Genomic DNA, 17,034 nt, shown 5'->3' with positions numbered 1-17,034 from the left:
TAGCTACGAAACTAATCGATTTGAGGGGAAAGGCAAACCGATCATCAGAATTTAAGCCAAGCGCCTCCAATCAATTGGACTCCTCGTACAGGATAATTTAACCAACGCTCGTTTCTTCCATTCAATAAATTATTTCCTTCTACAAAGACTCCGATTTTATCAGTGATTTTATAGTCGGCTTTGAGCTGTAAGTCAGCAATTGTCTTCAAGTCTACAGACTGATAAGGGTTTTCCAAATTACCCGTTGAACGCCGGCCCTTTATTCCTCCCATCACGTTGATATTGGCCTGAACCAGTAGCTGCTCCAATGGAGTGAATTGGTTGTTGATACTCAAGAGCCAAGTAGGACGATGCCAAGCTTCTTCTTGGAGATTCATGGAGTAAGAGAAAAGATCCAATCTGGAATTCAGCTGATACTTTTCATTCATTTGAAGGCCTAATTCAGCATTGATATTGACGACCGTCACTTGATCATCATAGATGAGATTAAATCTAGTGCTGTCGGAAACTGAATTGACAAAAAGGTGAAAATTATTGTAGCGACTAAGGTCTATTCCTGCCTTGTAATGGAGTAGGCCCTGAACTTGACCTTCTATCCCTCCTGCTACTTTATAATTATTGACCGTGTTTAATAAAGAAGCAGATGGCCCCAAGAATGGATTTTCCTTGACAAAACTATAATAGGTAGTCCGATCTACATCCCCTGAAAACTCCCCAAAGAAGCCGAATTCCTCAGCAAACTGATAGCTGACTTTTAATAGTGGAAAAATTCTAAAGTCGCTAGATTTTCCAGGTAAGGAATCGTTTTCTGATATGATATTTATTCCACCTGTGATCAGAAAATCTTCGTATTGGTAGCTTAGTCGAGGACGAATACCCAGAAAAGTGCGATTTAAATCATACTCTAAGTCTTCCGGGGTGGTCATAAAGTAAGACAATCCTAAACTGGCTTTCCAGTCATCTCCGGGTCTGAAAACTCCCATAGCCTGAACGCCAATTTCGTTTTCGGTAGCGAGATAGCTATCCTTGAAAGTTCTGAAATTAAGCTTTCCCTCGTAAGAAACTGGCCCCGTTTTTTCGATGTCTCTGAGACCTGCTTCCAGTTTGATAGTATTGAGGACATTACCTTGAATTCCTCCAAACTCCAATCTTGGATCATTGATCACCGAAGTGTCAATTCCATAAAAGGAATAGGAATCTTGCGCCCAATCCAGGCTTCCAAAGACTTCTACTTCATCCAAAAAGTAACTTAATCCTCCTCCTGCTGCAGAGTGGGACTCTTTGGACTCTTCTGCCAAAACCGGTCCTTTTCCAAAACTTTGATGTTTTAAATAGACCGAATAATTCAAGTCATAAATCTCTGTTGCCATGAATCTGGCTTCCAAAAGCGGACTGGCAAAGTTGCCATAACCAGCCTTCAAATAGCCTGGGTAAAGGTCAAGGCGCTCCGGACGATAAACTTTCTGTGAAGGACTGGCATCCAAACTTACAGGAGGCAAATTCAACTCATAGAAATTTACCTTATAATTGAAATCACTCAGGCCCTTGGGCTGTGGCAAAGCGGGTAGCCTTTCAAAAACTCTAGGCTGTGTGGGCAATGTGAGTACTCGGTCTTTACGGATAACAAACTCCTGATCCTGCACCTCCCCTCGAGATTGAATCTGAGAAGTAGCCTGAAGTCCAAAGCCCGCAACAAAAAGAATAGTGAGAGTGTAAAATAGCTTCTTCATGATCAATTTAGGCTTTGAAGTTTATCTTGAGCTAGTTGACGGATTTCATCGTCTGTCGTGTTTTCTACAATGGATTCCAAAGTGGCTTTGGCCTGAAACTCCTCCCCTGCGTTCAAATAATTATCTGCTATCAACAAGAACATTTTGCCATACCAATACCCAAAGTCTGCGAAGGGACCCGACATCTCAAATATGCTTTCATTGGACTGCTCGATTTCCCCACTTTGTTGATACGACTCAGCCAAAAGGTAAAGCCCTTCAGCACCTTGAACTGTTTTGTATTCATCCACCAGAATAGCTAAGGTCACTTCAGCGGCATCTTTTCGATTCAAGGCAAATTGAGCTTTGGCTTTGGCCAATAGGGCATTGGGAGTAGATTCCGGAATGATCCCAGACTGCTTTTGCAAGCGTTCGGCAGTGCTGATAACCTGATTGTATTTTTTTGTTTCCAAATAGGCGAGAAGTAAGCCTTGAAGAGCTTCTACTTCTTCTACCTTATTTCTGGCATTTTCGGCTGCAGTTTCCAAGTAAGGGATCGCCGCATTGAAATTCCCCCTATCCAATTCTATCGCTCCCATTCGCTGCATGGCTCTGAGACGCTGTGGTGATGCAGGCTCATTTTCAAGCTGCCTAAAGGCTCTCAAAGCCTCATCATAGGACTCGAGTTGATAATAAGAGTCTCCAAGGAAATATAATGCATCAATTCGCTGTCCTGATTGTGGGTAGCTTTCCAGAAATTTCTGAAATGCTCGGGTGGCTTGCTGAAAATTCTTTTCAAAATAGAGACTTTTTGCTGCTTCAAACTCCAGGTTCTGAACCGAGCCCCCGTCCGGGTTAGCTGCCTTATATTCACTTAGGTAATCCGAAAATTCTCCTGATCTACCCTGTAAGGCCAAAGTCTCCTGTAAACCTTTGAGGGCAGTTTCTGCATTCTCTGAGTTGGGATGCTGAGCCAAAATAATACGATAGTCCTCGATCGTTTCATTGTAATTTTGAAGACTAAAGTTTGCAACTGCTCTACCTTCTAATGCATAGGGAATAAAGGGGCTATTGGGTCTCTTTCGTATTAATTCTGAAAAACCTGCAGCAGCTTCTCTGTAGCGTGTCTCCTCCATGAAGATTTGACCTCTTTGATAAAGTGCGTCTTCGATATATAAAGAGTTGGGATAGCTCGATATTAGTCGGTCTAGATTATTAATAGACTCTTGATTTTTACTTTGGAAATTTTGGACAACCGCTAGTCTAAACAAAGCATAATCGATGCCTGAATTTCCTTCACGAATAGCTTGCTGGAAGTTTTGCTCCGATTCTCCAAATCGCTTTTGTACGTAGTAACAATCGCCTAGCCGGAGCATGGCATCGTCATAGTTTTCCTTATCCTGCCGACTTCTCATCCGGTCCGTATAATCCTTAAAGTGCGTTTCGGCCTTAGCGTATTGCTGTGAGTTAAAGTAAGCATAACCTAAGCCATAGATGCTCTTATTTAAATAGGCACTGGAGGTAGTCCGACCCATGGCTAGTGCCTGATCGTAAGACTTGATGGCTGCAGCCAAATCACCTGAAGCAGCATAAATTTCACCTTTCCAAAAATGCGACTCCAAGACCAGATCACGATTGACTGGGTATTCCATTGACTTATCCAAATACTGAATCGCACCGGGGTAGCGCTTATCTCGGTAATAGACCATAGCTTGATAGTAGGCTACTTTTTGATAAGCCTCTCTGATTCTAGGAGACTTATTACTGATACGATCCATCTGCTCAATCGCACGTAGATAATCACTGGTATTGATCAAAGCCTCTGATAAAAGCGTCTCTGCTTCACTTCGGAATTTTCCAGATGGATATGCTTCCAAATAGCTATCCAAGCCAGAAATCCCTGCCTGAAAACTACCCTTCTGCAGATTGGATTTGGCGTAATTAAACAAAGCTTCTTCTTGAATTTCTTTATTATAAGCAGCATCTGCCGCTGCTTTAAAAGAAGTGCTTGCAAACTGAAAATTATCTTGTTTCAAATAGGCGTGACCCAAGTAATAGCTTGAAGCTTGGCCTAGTTCATCATTGGAGGATGCCGATACTTTTAAATAATCTGATGCTCGGGGAAAATTACCTAATTCAAACTGCGCGATCCCCCCTTTGTACACTTGCTCTCGTGTCAGTTCGCCTTTTCTGGCATTGACAAAAGCATCATAGTTTTCAGCAGCTTTAGCAAAATCTTTTTTCGCAAAATAGGCTTCCGCCAAATAGAGATTGATCATTTCACGACGATCCAAGTTTCCACTCTCGGCGAGTTTGGGCTCAGCATAGGAGATGAGTTCTTCATAGCTTCCTTGCTGATAATACAAGGCTGCCAAGAGGTAAGGTACCTTTGTAGAATAAAATTGGGATCGGCCAGCCGCCTGTAGGTCAGCTATTGCCTTTTGCGTCGCACCGCTTTCAAGTGCTATATAACCACTATAGTAATAGGCATCATAACTGATCGGCTCTCCCAAAACTTTGGATTGATCAAAGTAAGGAGCCGCTTTACCATAATTGTTATCCAAAAAAAACGCGTAACCTTGCTTGAAAAGGACATCAGCCTTAGCCGAATTATCCAATTGATCAGTATTCACAAGCGAGAATGCTTCTGCCGCCTCCTTGTAATTTCTTTTGTAAAAAAAATGATCACCCAAATACAGCCCTGCGGTATTTACAGAGGGATGGTTTCCGTTATCCAAAATGTAGGCTTTCATCAAACCGGGGCCATTGGGGGCCTCCAGGTTTAAGGCAGACTTAGCGGTAAGCAGCGCTCGAGAGCGGTCTTGTTCGGCAGAGAAATCAAAAGGATTATCTTTCTGATAATCCAAAAGGGCAGCCGAAAACAATTGCTTATCAAAGAGTTCAAACTGCTCGTCGATCACAGGCTGCGAACCTGTCTGATAGAGCGTAGATTGGGAAAAAGCTTCAATCGAAAGACCCAAGCTAGCGAGAAGCACCAAGTGGTATTTCATAAATTGGTTTAAGGATTCAATGCAAGATTCGGTACACCAGTTCTCTGAGGTTTTCTGCTTCGCTCATACTTCCGGAGTCCACTCCCTTGAAACGAAGATCTGCCTCTTTTAAGAATCTGAATACATCAATTACCTTGCCCAATTTGTAATTATTTGCGGCAGCCACATATTCACGCGCTACAAAAGGAGGCACACCGATTATCCCTGCCACTTGATTATCTGAATAAACTTTTGCTTGATGAATCAATGCAATTCGGGTGAAATAATTATAAATCAGCGAAAACATGGGGATGACAGGATGAGATTTTGGGTTTTGTGAAAAGTAGTGAATAATCTTATTTGCTTTAGCCACATCCCTAAAGCCTATTGCTTTCAAAAACTCAAAATTGTTATAGTCCTTGTTGATGCCAATGTATTTGGAAATATGCTCTACCGTCACTTTGGTGGTGTCAGAAAAGTTAATGAACATCTTCCCTACCTCATTAGACAGTACCTCTAGATTATTTCCGATAGAATCCGCCAACAGTTGACAAGCTCTAGGCTCAATGCTGTGTCCCATGTCTTTGAAATAATGGTCTATCCATTCATTCAACTTATAATCAGAAACCTTGTCGGAGCGAACATAAACGGCTTTTTTGTCCATCTCTCTCCCAAGGGCAGACCTTCCGTCAAACTTCTTATGCTTATGGGCCAAAACCAAAATAGTACTGGGAAGAGGATTCTGAATGTAACCCAAAAGCAACTTTTGAGATTCTTCCTTACCTAAATCTGGCAAGCTCTGAAACTCCTTTACGATGACTATCTGACGCTCCGCCATCATGGGAAATTTACGGGCATTGTTTAGGATCAAGCCCATATTTGAGTCTTTCCCGTAGAGCACCACCTGATTGAAACCTCGCTCATGCTCTGCGATCGCATTTTTTTCAATAAAATTTGTAATCAAATCCACATAATAGGGCTCCTCTCCATCCAAAAAGTAAATGGGGGCGAATTTTTTCTGTTTAAGATCTTTAAGGACATCTTGTGGCTTCTGAGGCATGTCTAAAACTGTTTGAAGGTTGATGGACCCGAACCCTGCATAAAACCCATTCCTGTTTCAAGCCAGTTAAAAACAATCTTAATCCTTCAATTTTTTATTTTACCCTAACAAGAATAGGTATTAAAGTCCAAATTGGCTGTTTTTCTAAGGCTTTAAACGCGCTTTTGATGGGCCCTAAGGCATAATCGGAGTTTAAAGATAAGAGGCTTGCGCCCTTGACTGCAAAATCATCCCAAAGATTATTTGATAAACTTATCAGCCCTTAAATTTGTATTATAATAAAATTCAAGAAAATGACATTTGAGCAGGGGATCATCCATTACAAAGAAGGGAAATTTGAACAAGCCTTGGAGGTTTTTAATCAATTGATTGAACTAAAACAGGGAGAAGCACAATATCACCTCTACCGTGGAAGGGTGCTGTCCAGATTGGGCAAAACTTCAGAAGCATTGGCAGATTTTGACATTATTGTAGCGCTTGAGCCTTATAACACCGATTTCATTTCTGATAGAGCTGTGGTCCTTCACTTGTTAAAACGTAATGAAGAAGCCTTGGGAGAATTTGATCGAGCTGCCAATTTGGACCCTGCCAATCCTTATCGCTACAGCAGCAGGGCTTTTTTCAAAGATAGAATTGGAGATTTAAAAGGTTCTATTGAAGACTACGAAAAGGCAATAGAACTTGATCCTGAAGATGCGGTGGCATACAATAACAAGGGACTGGTAGAAGAAAAACTAGGCTATCAAGCCAGATCCAAGAAGAGCTTTGAAAAAGCAGATGACTTGGTCGGCTACAAGCCCCAAAAAGAGGAAGGTCAAAAGGAAGGGAAAGCCCCTGAGCCGACTCCAAGTCCCCTCCCCCAAATTACAGAGAAGCAAAAATCTACTTCCCTCACCTTGGGCTATTACTTCAACACCTTGAAATCTCTATTTACAGATTCGAAAACCAGAGCTGAGTTTTTCCAATTTTTAAAAGGAAAAAAAGTCAAGGAATAACAGATTAAAAAATATGAACGATTGAATTCAAAATCTTTTGATGACCCAAAGTGGCTTATTGATGAAATAAGCCATCTTTTTTGAAATAGATTGAGTAAATATTTTCTCAAAAAAACTTTTCTTTTTACTCAAGGTGATGAGCATATCCCCTTTGGAAGTTTGAAGGTAGCTTTCCAAACCTAAAGCCAAGTCATCGCGGAAGGATTTAAGTACATAATTGACCTTGGTGTACCTGACGAAAGGCTTGAGCTCATCAATCATCACTTGATGCAATGTCTTATCGATGAGTTTCTGCCTCTGGGTGACATGAACTATATCAATTTCAGCATCATATAGTCGAGCAAACTCGGCTATTTTTTGTATCGCCAATTTATCTTCTTCATAGTAATCCGTAGAGTAGACTAGTTTTTTGAAAGGTTTGAAGTACACCTTTCTAGGAATGACCATGACATCTATTTCGGATTTTTCGACAATCAGACTGGCCCGTGATCCGACAATGTTTTTCCTAAGGTCATTCATCCCCTCTGTACCGATCACCACGAGGTCAGCATTTAGGCTTTGGGAAGATTCCAAAATTTGATCGACGATCTTACCTTCCACCATTGTCCAATCCAGAGAAACTTCCTTATCGCCAACCTCTCTTTTGACGGTCTCAAATAACCTTGTCATTTTCTCCTCCAAAAATTCTTTCTGATGAAGTCCCTCTGCATCCAAGGGAGCCAATTTCAAGTAATCCTCCTTATTTATGACATGAAAAAGTATCAATTTAGCCTTGTAGCTAATTGCAAGACGGGTGGCGTATTCGAGTGCATTGAGTGAGCACTCTGAAAAATCCAAGGGACAAATAATTGTAAATGGCTTATTCATAAGTAAAAGTTAATATCCTTTTTTTCGGTTTACGACATTCAAGAGTGTTTCGTTTGCCTTGATTCTCTTAATATTCTCCAAAATTTGCGGTGCTGCAGCTCTAGGGTTGGTGACACTAGCAATATGAGGTGTCATTGTAATTTTCTCTTGATTCCAGAATGGATGATTTTCTGGCAATGGCTCGCTTTGATAGACGTCCAAGAGAGCTCCAGAAACCTTGCCTTTGTCCAAAGCCTCTAAAAGATCCTCTTCCACCAAATGCTTGCCTCTAGCGACATTGATCAGGTAGGTGCCTGGGTTACATTTTTCAAACAATGCCCTATTCAAAATTCCCTCAGTCTGCTCTGTCAGGGGTAAAAGGCAAACCAAAACATTGATTTTTTGAAGAAATTCATCCAATTGAGACTTGGTGTAGTAGGGATAGTTGAAATCATCTTTTTCAGAAAAGCCCAAACCGACGACAGGAAAACCCATGTAATCCAATTTATCCAGTACATCATAGCCCAAAGCTCCTACTCCCATTACTCCGACAGTAACTGGTATTTCAGGATTAGACATATCCCATACTTTTCTTTTTTGATCTTTTTGATAACGACTTATTTGTCTATGGAAATTGAGCACTCCCATGATTACGTAATTCGTCATCGACCAAGTCAGTCGATCGTCCACGATCCTTACAATAGGTAAATTTTCGGGGATAGATTGATCCTTAAGGATGTGATCTACACCTGCTCCCATGGAGCTGACTAGTTTAAGATTTTTAAATTCATTTAAAATTCCCGGAGGGTGCTGCCATAGCATGACCACTTCCACCGCATCCGGATCATTGATTTCGGGATAAACTTGGATTGATAATTCAGGTTCAAGATTTCGAATTACTTCGATCCACGAACTAGGATCTTTACCTGGACAGATTATTGCTAAACTCATGGTACAAAAATCATCATTAGAAAATAGCTTTTTAAGAACTGGAAAGAAGCATTTACCCACTAATCAAAAATCCCGCTTCATTTCTCCTGTTTTTGCTTAAAAAAACACGAATTTGCAATTCTTAAATCAAATCAAAAGTTAATCAAATAAAATGAAAAAATCATTTTCACTTCTAGTAATGGGGCTGTTCCTATGGGTAGGTTCCCTATCCGCCCAGCAGCTTCAAATGCCTCAAGCTTCGCCTTCTGCAAAAATCTCACAGAAAGTCGGACTCACCGATGTTTTGGTAGAATATGCCAGACCAAGCACGAAGGGCCGCAAAATATTTGGAGAATTAGTTCCTTTCGGCCAAGTATGGAGAACAGGAGCCAATGCTGCCACCACACTTGAGTTTTCTACAGAGGTCATGATCGAAGGCAATACCATCCCCGCAGGTAAATATGCCCTCTATAGTATCCCAGGCAAAAACGAATGGACTATTGTACTTTCTAAAAATACTGAACTTTGGGGTTCTATTGGGTACAATTCAAACGACGATATTTTACGATTCCAAGTTGAGCCAAAGAAGCTTAGTCGCCTCTATGAAACCTTCGAGATCAGTTTTAACAATATGACTGACAATGGAGCAGACCTTTCTCTCAAATGGGAAAATACGCGGGTTGATTTTAGAATCACGACAGAAGTAGACCCTATTGTGATGGCTCAAATCCAAGAGTTTGTAATCGATACGAAGACAGAGAACCCAACTTTACTTTATTCTGCGGCGAATTATTATTTTACCAATCAAAAAGACCTCAATCAGGCCTACACTTGGATTTCTTCTTCTGTAGACTCTGATCCAAAGTATTGGACGGTTCATTTGAAAGCCAAAATAGAGGCAGCATTGGGTAAAAAAGCGGACGCAATCCAATCCGCACAAAAATCAATGGAAATGGCAGAGGCTGCCAAAAACCCGGATTATGTAGGGTTAAACCAGCGATTGATCAAATCTTTGAAATAAAGGTTTACCTTGACAGGGATGAAAAACGGCTTCAATAATTTGAAGCCGTTTTTTTATTTTCCCTATTTTTCAAAATCCTTTATATTTTAACCTTTCAGCAGACTTCCTATTTTTTGAATGAGGGTTGCAAATAACATGACAGATAAACAACCTATCGCATTGTACCAAAGGAATCCTATATCCCAGTAAAGTCCGAGTATTCCCACCCCATTCCAGAAATGAATAATCAAAATAAGAGCTTGTGATAGTAATGCAGCGATAAAAACAGCTCTCCCTTTGATCCATTTCATAACAAAACCTACGATAAAAATTCCCAAAATAGTCCCGTAGAACAAGGAGCCCAGTAAATTGACGGCCTGAATGAGGTTTTCGAATAAGGAGGCATAAATGGCAAAGAAAATGGCCCCGGCTCCCCATAAAGCGGTGAACAATTTAGAAGAAATGACATAGTGACTGTCCGAGGCCTCTTTTTTAATCGAACGCTTATATAAATCTATGGTGGTCGTAGAGCCTAAACTATTCAACTCAGAAGCACTTGAAGACATGGCTGCCGAAAAAATCACTGCGAATAGCAGCCCCACAATTCCTTGAGGCAAATGATCCATCACAAAACGCATGAATACGTAATCCGTATCTCGGGTCTCAGCCACCGGATCATTTTTTACAATTAGCTCCTTCACCTCGTCACGGATTGACCCCTGCTCTTCTTTCAACGATTTGATTCCTCTCTGAAGCTCTAGGGTGAGATTATCGTCTTCTTGTTCTATCGCATCCAAAAGCGCTAAATATTCCGATTTACTTTGCTCAAAATTTTGGCTGTAGCGCTCCTCCAGTAAGGCATAATCTGAAGCGTATTCGCTGTCCTTCAATTTTTCCGTTTGCACCTGATTGAAGACTACAGGAGGCTGATAAAATTGATAAAATACGAAGACCATCACTCCTATAAACAAAATGATGAACTGCATAGGGATTTTCAGGAATCCATTCATGATGAGGCCCATCCTGCTCTGAGAAAGTGTCTGACCTGAAAGGTAACGCTGCACCTGACTTTGATCCGCACCAAAATAAGATAGGAATAGAAATACTGCGGCAGTCATTCCTGACCAGACATTGTATCGATCTGATGGATCAAATTCAAAATTCACCAAATTGAGCTTTTCCATTTTCCCTGCAACATGTAGAGCTTCGGTAAAACTCACCGGCAAAAGATTGAGCACGATAATACCCGCTAAAATCATCCCCCCCATCATCACTGCCATTTGCTGCTTTTGGGTGATTGAAACTGCCTTTGTGCCACCGGATACAGTATAAATGATCACCACTGTGCCAATTAAAATTACTGTCCAAGTCAAGTTCCATCCCAACAAAGTTGAAAGAATAATGGCGGGAGCATAGATAGTAATACCCGAAGCCAGTCCTCGCTGTACAATGAACAGTAGAGCTGCAAGCGTGCGTGTCTTTAAATCAAAACGGTTTTCTAAGAATTCATAAGCCGTATAAACCTTGAGTTTATAATAAATTGGAATGAAAAAAACCGAAATAATAATCATCGCCAAGGGTAGCCCAAAATAAAATTGAATGAAGCCCATCCCACTTTCGTAGGCCTGACCGGGAGTACTCAAAAATGTAATCGCTGAAGCCTGTGTGGCCATGATGGAGAGTCCGATGGTCCACCAATTCATGGTATTCCCACCTCTCAGATAAGAATCCAGGTTTTTTTGACCCATGGTTTTATAAATCCCATAGATCGCGATAGTACTTAGCGTACCAAATAAAACAATCCAGTCGAGCGTGCTCATGAGAAGCTAGTCATTAGCCAGTAAAACAGGGTGATCAGAAGTATCAGGACACCCATCAACCCAATGTAGAAATTTCTCCAATTCATTTTCTTTTCTTCCATTAGGGCTGCTCGATTAGATTGATAAATAATTTGATAGCACCGGTAACCCCAGCAGGCAACTGCCTAAAAAAGGACAAACCAGTATATACAAAAGTCCCTTCTCCATATTCCCCCTGTATCAAGGAACCTACCTTTGGGTCTTCTCCGGGATCATTCATGGTAAACGGATAGGTATATCGATCAGACAACTCTCCTGCAAAATATAATCCGCGCTCTTGAACCCAATCATCAAAATCTTCGGGCTTAATAGGGTTAGGACCTTGAAGCAAAGGATGATTATAGTCTGCCAATACTTCAGCGGTTTCTACTGCAACACGATCCCTTGTAATTTGAAACGGATAGGGACCTAATTGATTGGTAAGTAACGGAGAGGAAGTATTGTATTGGACAATGAGGTTTCCGCCTGAGCGTACATAGCCCATCATAATTTGCTGATTCGAAGCCAAGTCTGTATTGATATTATAAGCTCTGATTCCTACTAGGATGGTTTTAAATTGAGAAAGGTATTCCAAATTATAATCTCCAGCTCCAATCATTGTGACAGGATATCCTAGCGCCTGTAAAACCTGTGGGACATCATCCCCTGCTCCCGGAATGTAGCCCACACGATCTCCCGAAATTTCCCAATCTGCCTGAATCAAAGAAAATGATGCCGGCTGGAAATAGATCAAATTTGGAATATGCTTGTAAATAATTCTGTTTGTAATTTGATTGTAGAATTTCCCATCAGCAGTCTGATATCTAGCAATGATCGTTTTCTTCCCGGAACTGCCTCTTAAAAACTCAACTTGATATTTTCGTTGCTTTTTGATCGCATCGTCATTGACTTGCACAATCCTAAATTCCTCAGCACCCAAACCTTCAAAACCCAACTCACCATCTACAATCTGATCTCTAAAATTGACTGTTACGGTTAATTCTGCCGCGCTATTTTTCAGATTAAAAACAGTGCTCTTGGATAAGGAGAGGTCTATTTCTGGTACAATGACAAAAGGCTGCTTAATTTCTCCATCTACTTGATCATTAAATTTGTATTGTAAAGGGGCCTCTAACTTTAGATTCTGACCTTCAATCACCAATTGAAATCTAGCGGCAATAGCCGCCGAATTGAAGGCATTTCCTATTTTCAACTGATCCTCTATTGGGTACATAGGACCATCGAGGTATCCTTCGAGCCAATACGGCTGGGAGTATTCACTCTCCTCTGGAATAGTGATCTTGACTTGTTGCCTAAGGGGCTGATTGGATAGGACTTCAGTTTCTGAGTCCATTTTTACCATTTGATTTTCGACTTCAAGTGAGCTTACCTTTACCTTGATCTCACTTGGATTATTGAAAACAAACTCTCCTTGAAGGACTGATCCTGGAAAACCAGTTTCACTTCGGCTATTGAATTCGAAATCCAAACCTAGCACCTGTACGATGAGTTGATCTATGGCTGATTTTTTTTCCAAAAGCCATGTTTCTGAAGAATCAACTTGTAGGAGTCTTTTTCTAAGCTCCAAAAGGTCTTGGGTTAGTTCAGATGGATTTCTAAACTCAAAAGACTTAATCAATTCTTGAATTTGCTTTTCGATCTCTTCACCTTCCTCGAGCTGAAGCCATTTACTTGCTACCCCTTCAAAGGGACTTTCTGCAAAAGGTTCTCCCTTGATAAATTGAATATGATCAACTGCTGCACCGATTCCCGCCGTAGATCCGAATCCTTGGGATTTGTGCATGGTGCGACTATCCGCTGCTATTTGAGAGTAACTTTTTCCCAAAATTGGATTGAAGTTTCCTGTAGGAAATTCATGGTATTTTTCTCCCTCTTCCGGCTCAAACTCTCCCCTGAAATTGTAAGCATTCCAGAAAATTCTTTTAGGAGACCAGGGTTGTACCCACTTGAACTGCTCAGGAAAAGCTTGAGGATCCCCTGCTAGATCAAATGCTTCCTCAGCTAGCAATGCTGAAGTAGTATGATGCCCATGAGTGACTCCAGGAATCGTATTGAATCGTGTGATAATGATATCAGGTCTAAATCGACGAATCACCCATACCACATCAGAAAGAATCACCTCTTTTTCCCAATTACCAAGGGTCTCATCAGGATTTTTACTAAACCCAAAATCTTTTGCTCGGGTAAAAAATTGTCTTCCACCATCTGTTTCCCTTGCTTTGAGCAATTCTTGAGTCCGTATCTGACCTAGACCAATGCCCAATTCGGAACCAATTAGGTTTTGGCCTCCGTCACCTCTAGTCAGACTGAGGTAACCAACTGCAGCCTTTTCCTCATTGGCCAAGTAGGCGATCAGTCGCGTATTCTCATCATCCGGATGAGCGGCTACATATAGCACTCGCTTGGTTTCGGCGAATTTTAAAAGTTCATGATAGATTTCAGAAGCAGAAAGCGACTGAGCTTGTACATTATGAATCACGCATCCCAACCAAAACGTCAGGATCCATTTCATCAACTTTGGGTTTATCATAGATGGAGTAGCTATTCCATTCGAAACTAGCCGAAGCATCTATCAAATAAAAATTTTTTGTGACCAGTGGAGATGTTTTCTTTTAAATTTCAACTGGATAGAGTGAAAATACCTTCAACATCCATCGATTTCCAGCATATCCAAATACCAAAATTTTAAGGTGGTTCACGAGAAAAATTAATCTTGGTAAGATGGTCGACTTCATCAAAATGGTAAAAATCCACAAAGTAGAAGCCGTTTTCCTTAGCAGTAAACAGGATTAATTATGTAACTCAGAGAACCGATAACCGACCGTAAATTCAAAAAAATCAGCTTTGACTTTGTGAGCTTTAATTTGGAACCCTCCAAAAAGCTGATCAAAAAATCTATAACGAATTCCAATCCGCTCATAAAACCAAGTAGACTCTTGATTGATCTCATTTCGATGTATATAGGCACCAAAGGCTATGGGGACATATAACCTCTCATTCAGCTTCCATTCCCAAGCTGCTATAACTGCCAGAGAAAACTTATCTCTCAACTCGAAAACCTCATCAGGAAACCGCCTGTCTAATCCTCCTGCATAAAAAACATCTAGCCCTACCCCATAACGATATTTAACACCTCCATCCCTAAGATAGGTCAGTCCCATTCCTCCTCTAAAATAGGAAGGCTCTTCTATCACATAGTTTTTAATCCCTCCAGAAAAGCTAATATCCAAGAAATTCTTAGATAACCGTGGGGGCAGAGCTGCCTGTTCTGATTCTTTGGGTAAGGTGGCCGGTTCCAAACGATACCTCATTCCAAGCGATAGAGGAATCAAATTAATTCCTGCATTTGGTTTACGTGTAGAGCCGTTCGAATAGTGCTTTAGCCCCAAAGTAGAGAAAAGATCAATCCGCTTACTTATTTGATAATTGGCTTTCAAGCCAAGCTGTACATAAGCATTAACCTCCGATCCAATGTATTGATTGAGTGGGTTATCGAGCGAATCATAGGGGTTAAGGTTAAACCCCAAGCCGATTTGCCCAAAATAGGAAAAGTTAAACTTCCTTTCCATTCGCTTTCTCGAAAAAGGAAATTCTCCAAAAGCGTAAATGGACTGTGGCCTACCTATCTCTGAATAGTAGGGAATCGCCATCGTAAAACCCAAACCATAAGTAGGGTACCGATACAGCTGAGCGTAATAATCCGAAGACACTTTTCTCCAACCAAATCTCACATCTATTCCTCGATAAGAAACTAAATCTTTGACCTCATCGGCCCATTCTTTGCCATTGCTTACGAGAGGGCCAGATTCATAGGATGCCTCAATGATCCGCTGATTTTTTAGCTGACTTTTTGCCGAAAAGCTGATTAGAAAAAATAAAAGAAAACCGCTACAAAACTTAACTAACAAACGCATGCTGAGAAATAAATACCGAATATCGATACCTACGAAAAGGCCGGGAGATTTGATTCACCCGGCCCTATTGTTTAGAAAATAAATTTTGTACTCAAAAAGTTTGATTCTTGGTCTGTGATAATTTCATTCAAAAGGTGCTTATTTTCTTCGGTAAGCTTTGCCGCTACAAGTGATCGAATACTGAAAGATCTCAAAGCATCAGAGACGGAGAGGGTACCTTCTGCACTGTCTTTTCTACCTGTAAACGGAAAGACATCAGGTCCTCTCTGACATTGGGAGTTGATATTGACCCTACTTACTTGATTGACCAGGGGATCGATCAATTTTGCCAATTCCTCAGAGTCACTGCTAAACAAGCTTACTTGCTGTCCATGCGGCGAATCGATAAGATAGTCTATTGGTTCCTCTATCCTCAAAAAGGGCAACACCGGAATAATCGGACCGAATTGCTCCTCTCGATACAATTTCATTTTTTCGGTCACGGGGTAAATTACCGCAGGATAGACAAAAGATTCATTGACTTCTCCCCCATTTTCATTAAGCACCTTGGCCCCGTGTTTTAGTGCATCTTTCAGACAGTCTTGAAGATAAATGGGTTTTTGAGGTTCGGGAAGTGGGGTGATATTAACACCGTCTTCCCAAGGCATTCCCACCTTCAGTTTTCCAATGGCTGCTACCAGCTTCTGATTGAATTCATCTACTACTGACTTGTGAACAAAAATAATTTTAAGAGCGGTACAGCGTTGACCATTGAAGGACAAGGCGCCTGTGATGCATTCTTTCACCGCTTGATCCAAATCTGCATTGGCTGTCACAATAGCCGCATTTTTGGCATCTAAACCCAATATAGCCCTCAATCGATTGACTTTGGGATGTAATTTTTTCAATTGATCCGCCACCTTACTAGAACCAATCAGGGTCAGTACATTGATCCTACCTGACTTCATCAAGGGAGGAATAATATCCGCTCCCCTACCATAAACAGAATTGACTACTCCCTTTGGAAAGCATTCTGCAAAGGCTTCCAATAGTGGAAAATGTAACAGGGAGCCATGCTTTGGTGGTTTGAAAAGCACCGTATTCCCCATGATCAAAGCAGGAATTAAAGTAGTATAGGTCTCGTTAAGAGGGTAATTAAATGGCCCCATACATAAGACCACACCCAGCGGTGATCTTCTGATTTGTGCTGCAATCCCATCTACTATCTGAAAACCGGAGGATTGCCTATCCAGATCTTTCAATGCATCAACCGTCGCATAAATGTATTCTACAGTACGGTCGAATTCCTTCAAGGAATCGGTATAGGACTTCCCAATCTCCCAAAGGATCAGCTTCGCCACTTCTTCTCTCTTTTCGATCATCCGCTGAGTAAATTTCTCAATGCATTTGATCCTATCGGCCACTGACATAGTAGGCCATTCACCTCGTCCGTTATCGTAGGCATTTTCGGCGGCATCCAGTGCTTCCAGCGCTTCCTTTTCGCCACAGACAGGGTAAGAACCCACTAGTACCCGAGTAGGGCCTGTTTTTTTCTCTAAGCATACTGGAGAAAAAACATCATGGGACTTACCTTTCCATACCTTCATCAGTCCGTTGGAAAGGTAGGTGTTTTGACGAATGGGTTCGATCAACCGAAAGGACTCCGGTATTTGATCTTCTTTTGGGAATTGTAATTCCTTCATACAATAGGGGTTGAAAATTAAAAGAATAATAGGTTTGAATAAATAAAGT

At 41.2% G+C, this 17,034-nt stretch carries 11 protein-coding genes; 2 read left to right on the top strand and 9 right to left on the bottom strand.

The annotated features are described in order from the left end of the window. Positions 1-44: 44 nt before the first annotated feature. The 3 genes from BLQ57_RS15645 to holA are packed head-to-tail and all read right to left on the bottom strand — an operon-like array spanning position 45 to position 5,759. A complete protein-coding gene (locus BLQ57_RS15645; protein ID WP_087940497.1) occupies positions 45-1,730 on the bottom strand; it encodes a TonB-dependent receptor in 1,686 nt (561 codons plus the stop codon). Between the two features lie 2 nt (positions 1,731-1,732). After that, the gene (locus BLQ57_RS15640) at positions 1,733-4,720 is read right to left on the bottom strand and encodes a tetratricopeptide repeat protein (RefSeq protein ID WP_087940496.1); all 2,988 of its coding nucleotides are present in this window, start codon (positions 4,718-4,720) and stop codon (positions 1,733-1,735) included. 16 nt (positions 4,721-4,736) lie between these two features. Continuing rightward, the gene (holA, locus tag BLQ57_RS15635) at positions 4,737-5,759 is read right to left on the bottom strand and encodes a DNA polymerase III subunit delta (protein WP_087940495.1); all 1,023 of its coding nucleotides are present in this window, start codon (positions 5,757-5,759) and stop codon (positions 4,737-4,739) included. Positions 5,760-6,052: 293 nt separating this feature from the next. On the opposite strand from holA, the gene BLQ57_RS15630 reads away from it, so the two are divergent. Then, a complete protein-coding gene (locus tag BLQ57_RS15630; RefSeq protein WP_087940494.1) occupies positions 6,053-6,754 on the top strand; it encodes a tetratricopeptide repeat protein in 702 nt (233 codons plus the stop codon). A gap of 27 nt (positions 6,755-6,781) precedes the next feature. Here BLQ57_RS15630 and BLQ57_RS15625 read toward each other — a convergent pair whose 3' ends face one another. Further along, positions 6,782-7,621, bottom strand: coding sequence for a universal stress protein (locus BLQ57_RS15625; protein WP_087940493.1), 840 nt, complete (start codon positions 7,619-7,621; stop codon positions 6,782-6,784). Between the two features lie 9 nt (positions 7,622-7,630). Next, positions 7,631-8,551, bottom strand: a complete 921-nt coding sequence (locus BLQ57_RS15620) for a 2-hydroxyacid dehydrogenase (protein WP_087940492.1) — start codon at positions 8,549-8,551, stop codon at positions 7,631-7,633. Between the two features lie 151 nt (positions 8,552-8,702). Between BLQ57_RS15620 and BLQ57_RS15615 the strand changes: the two genes are divergently transcribed. Beyond that, complete coding sequence (locus BLQ57_RS15615) at positions 8,703-9,551, top strand: DUF2911 domain-containing protein (protein ID WP_087940491.1); 849 nt, start codon at positions 8,703-8,705, stop codon at positions 9,549-9,551. An 86-nt stretch (positions 9,552-9,637) separates the two neighbouring features. Here BLQ57_RS15615 and BLQ57_RS15610 read toward each other — a convergent pair whose 3' ends face one another. From BLQ57_RS15610 to BLQ57_RS15595, 4 genes are all read right to left on the bottom strand, one after another. Continuing rightward, entirely contained in the window at positions 9,638-11,350 is a 1,713-nt protein-coding gene (locus BLQ57_RS15610) for a sodium:solute symporter family protein (RefSeq protein ID WP_087940490.1), read from the bottom strand. 100 nt (positions 11,351-11,450) lie between these two features. Beyond that, positions 11,451-13,901 carry a PIG-L family deacetylase gene (locus BLQ57_RS15605; RefSeq protein WP_240507846.1) on the bottom strand — a complete coding sequence of 817 codons (2,451 nt, stop codon included), beginning with the start codon at positions 13,899-13,901 and terminating at the stop codon, positions 11,451-11,453. A gap of 277 nt (positions 13,902-14,178) precedes the next feature. Next, the gene (locus tag BLQ57_RS15600; RefSeq protein WP_087940489.1) at positions 14,179-15,303 is read right to left on the bottom strand and encodes an acyloxyacyl hydrolase; all 1,125 of its coding nucleotides are present in this window, start codon (positions 15,301-15,303) and stop codon (positions 14,179-14,181) included. A 71-nt stretch (positions 15,304-15,374) separates the two neighbouring features. Next, complete coding sequence (locus BLQ57_RS15595; RefSeq protein WP_087940488.1) at positions 15,375-16,985, bottom strand: NADP-dependent glyceraldehyde-3-phosphate dehydrogenase; 1,611 nt, start codon at positions 16,983-16,985, stop codon at positions 15,375-15,377. Positions 16,986-17,034 lie beyond the last annotated feature (49 nt).

Origin of the sequence: Algoriphagus faecimaris (assembly GCF_900101705.1) — a bacterium.
GTDB lineage: Bacteria > Bacteroidota > Bacteroidia > Cytophagales > Cyclobacteriaceae > Algoriphagus > Algoriphagus faecimaris.
The sequence above is the reverse complement of the archived record's forward strand: the minus strand, read 5'-3'. Positions and strand labels throughout refer to the sequence as shown.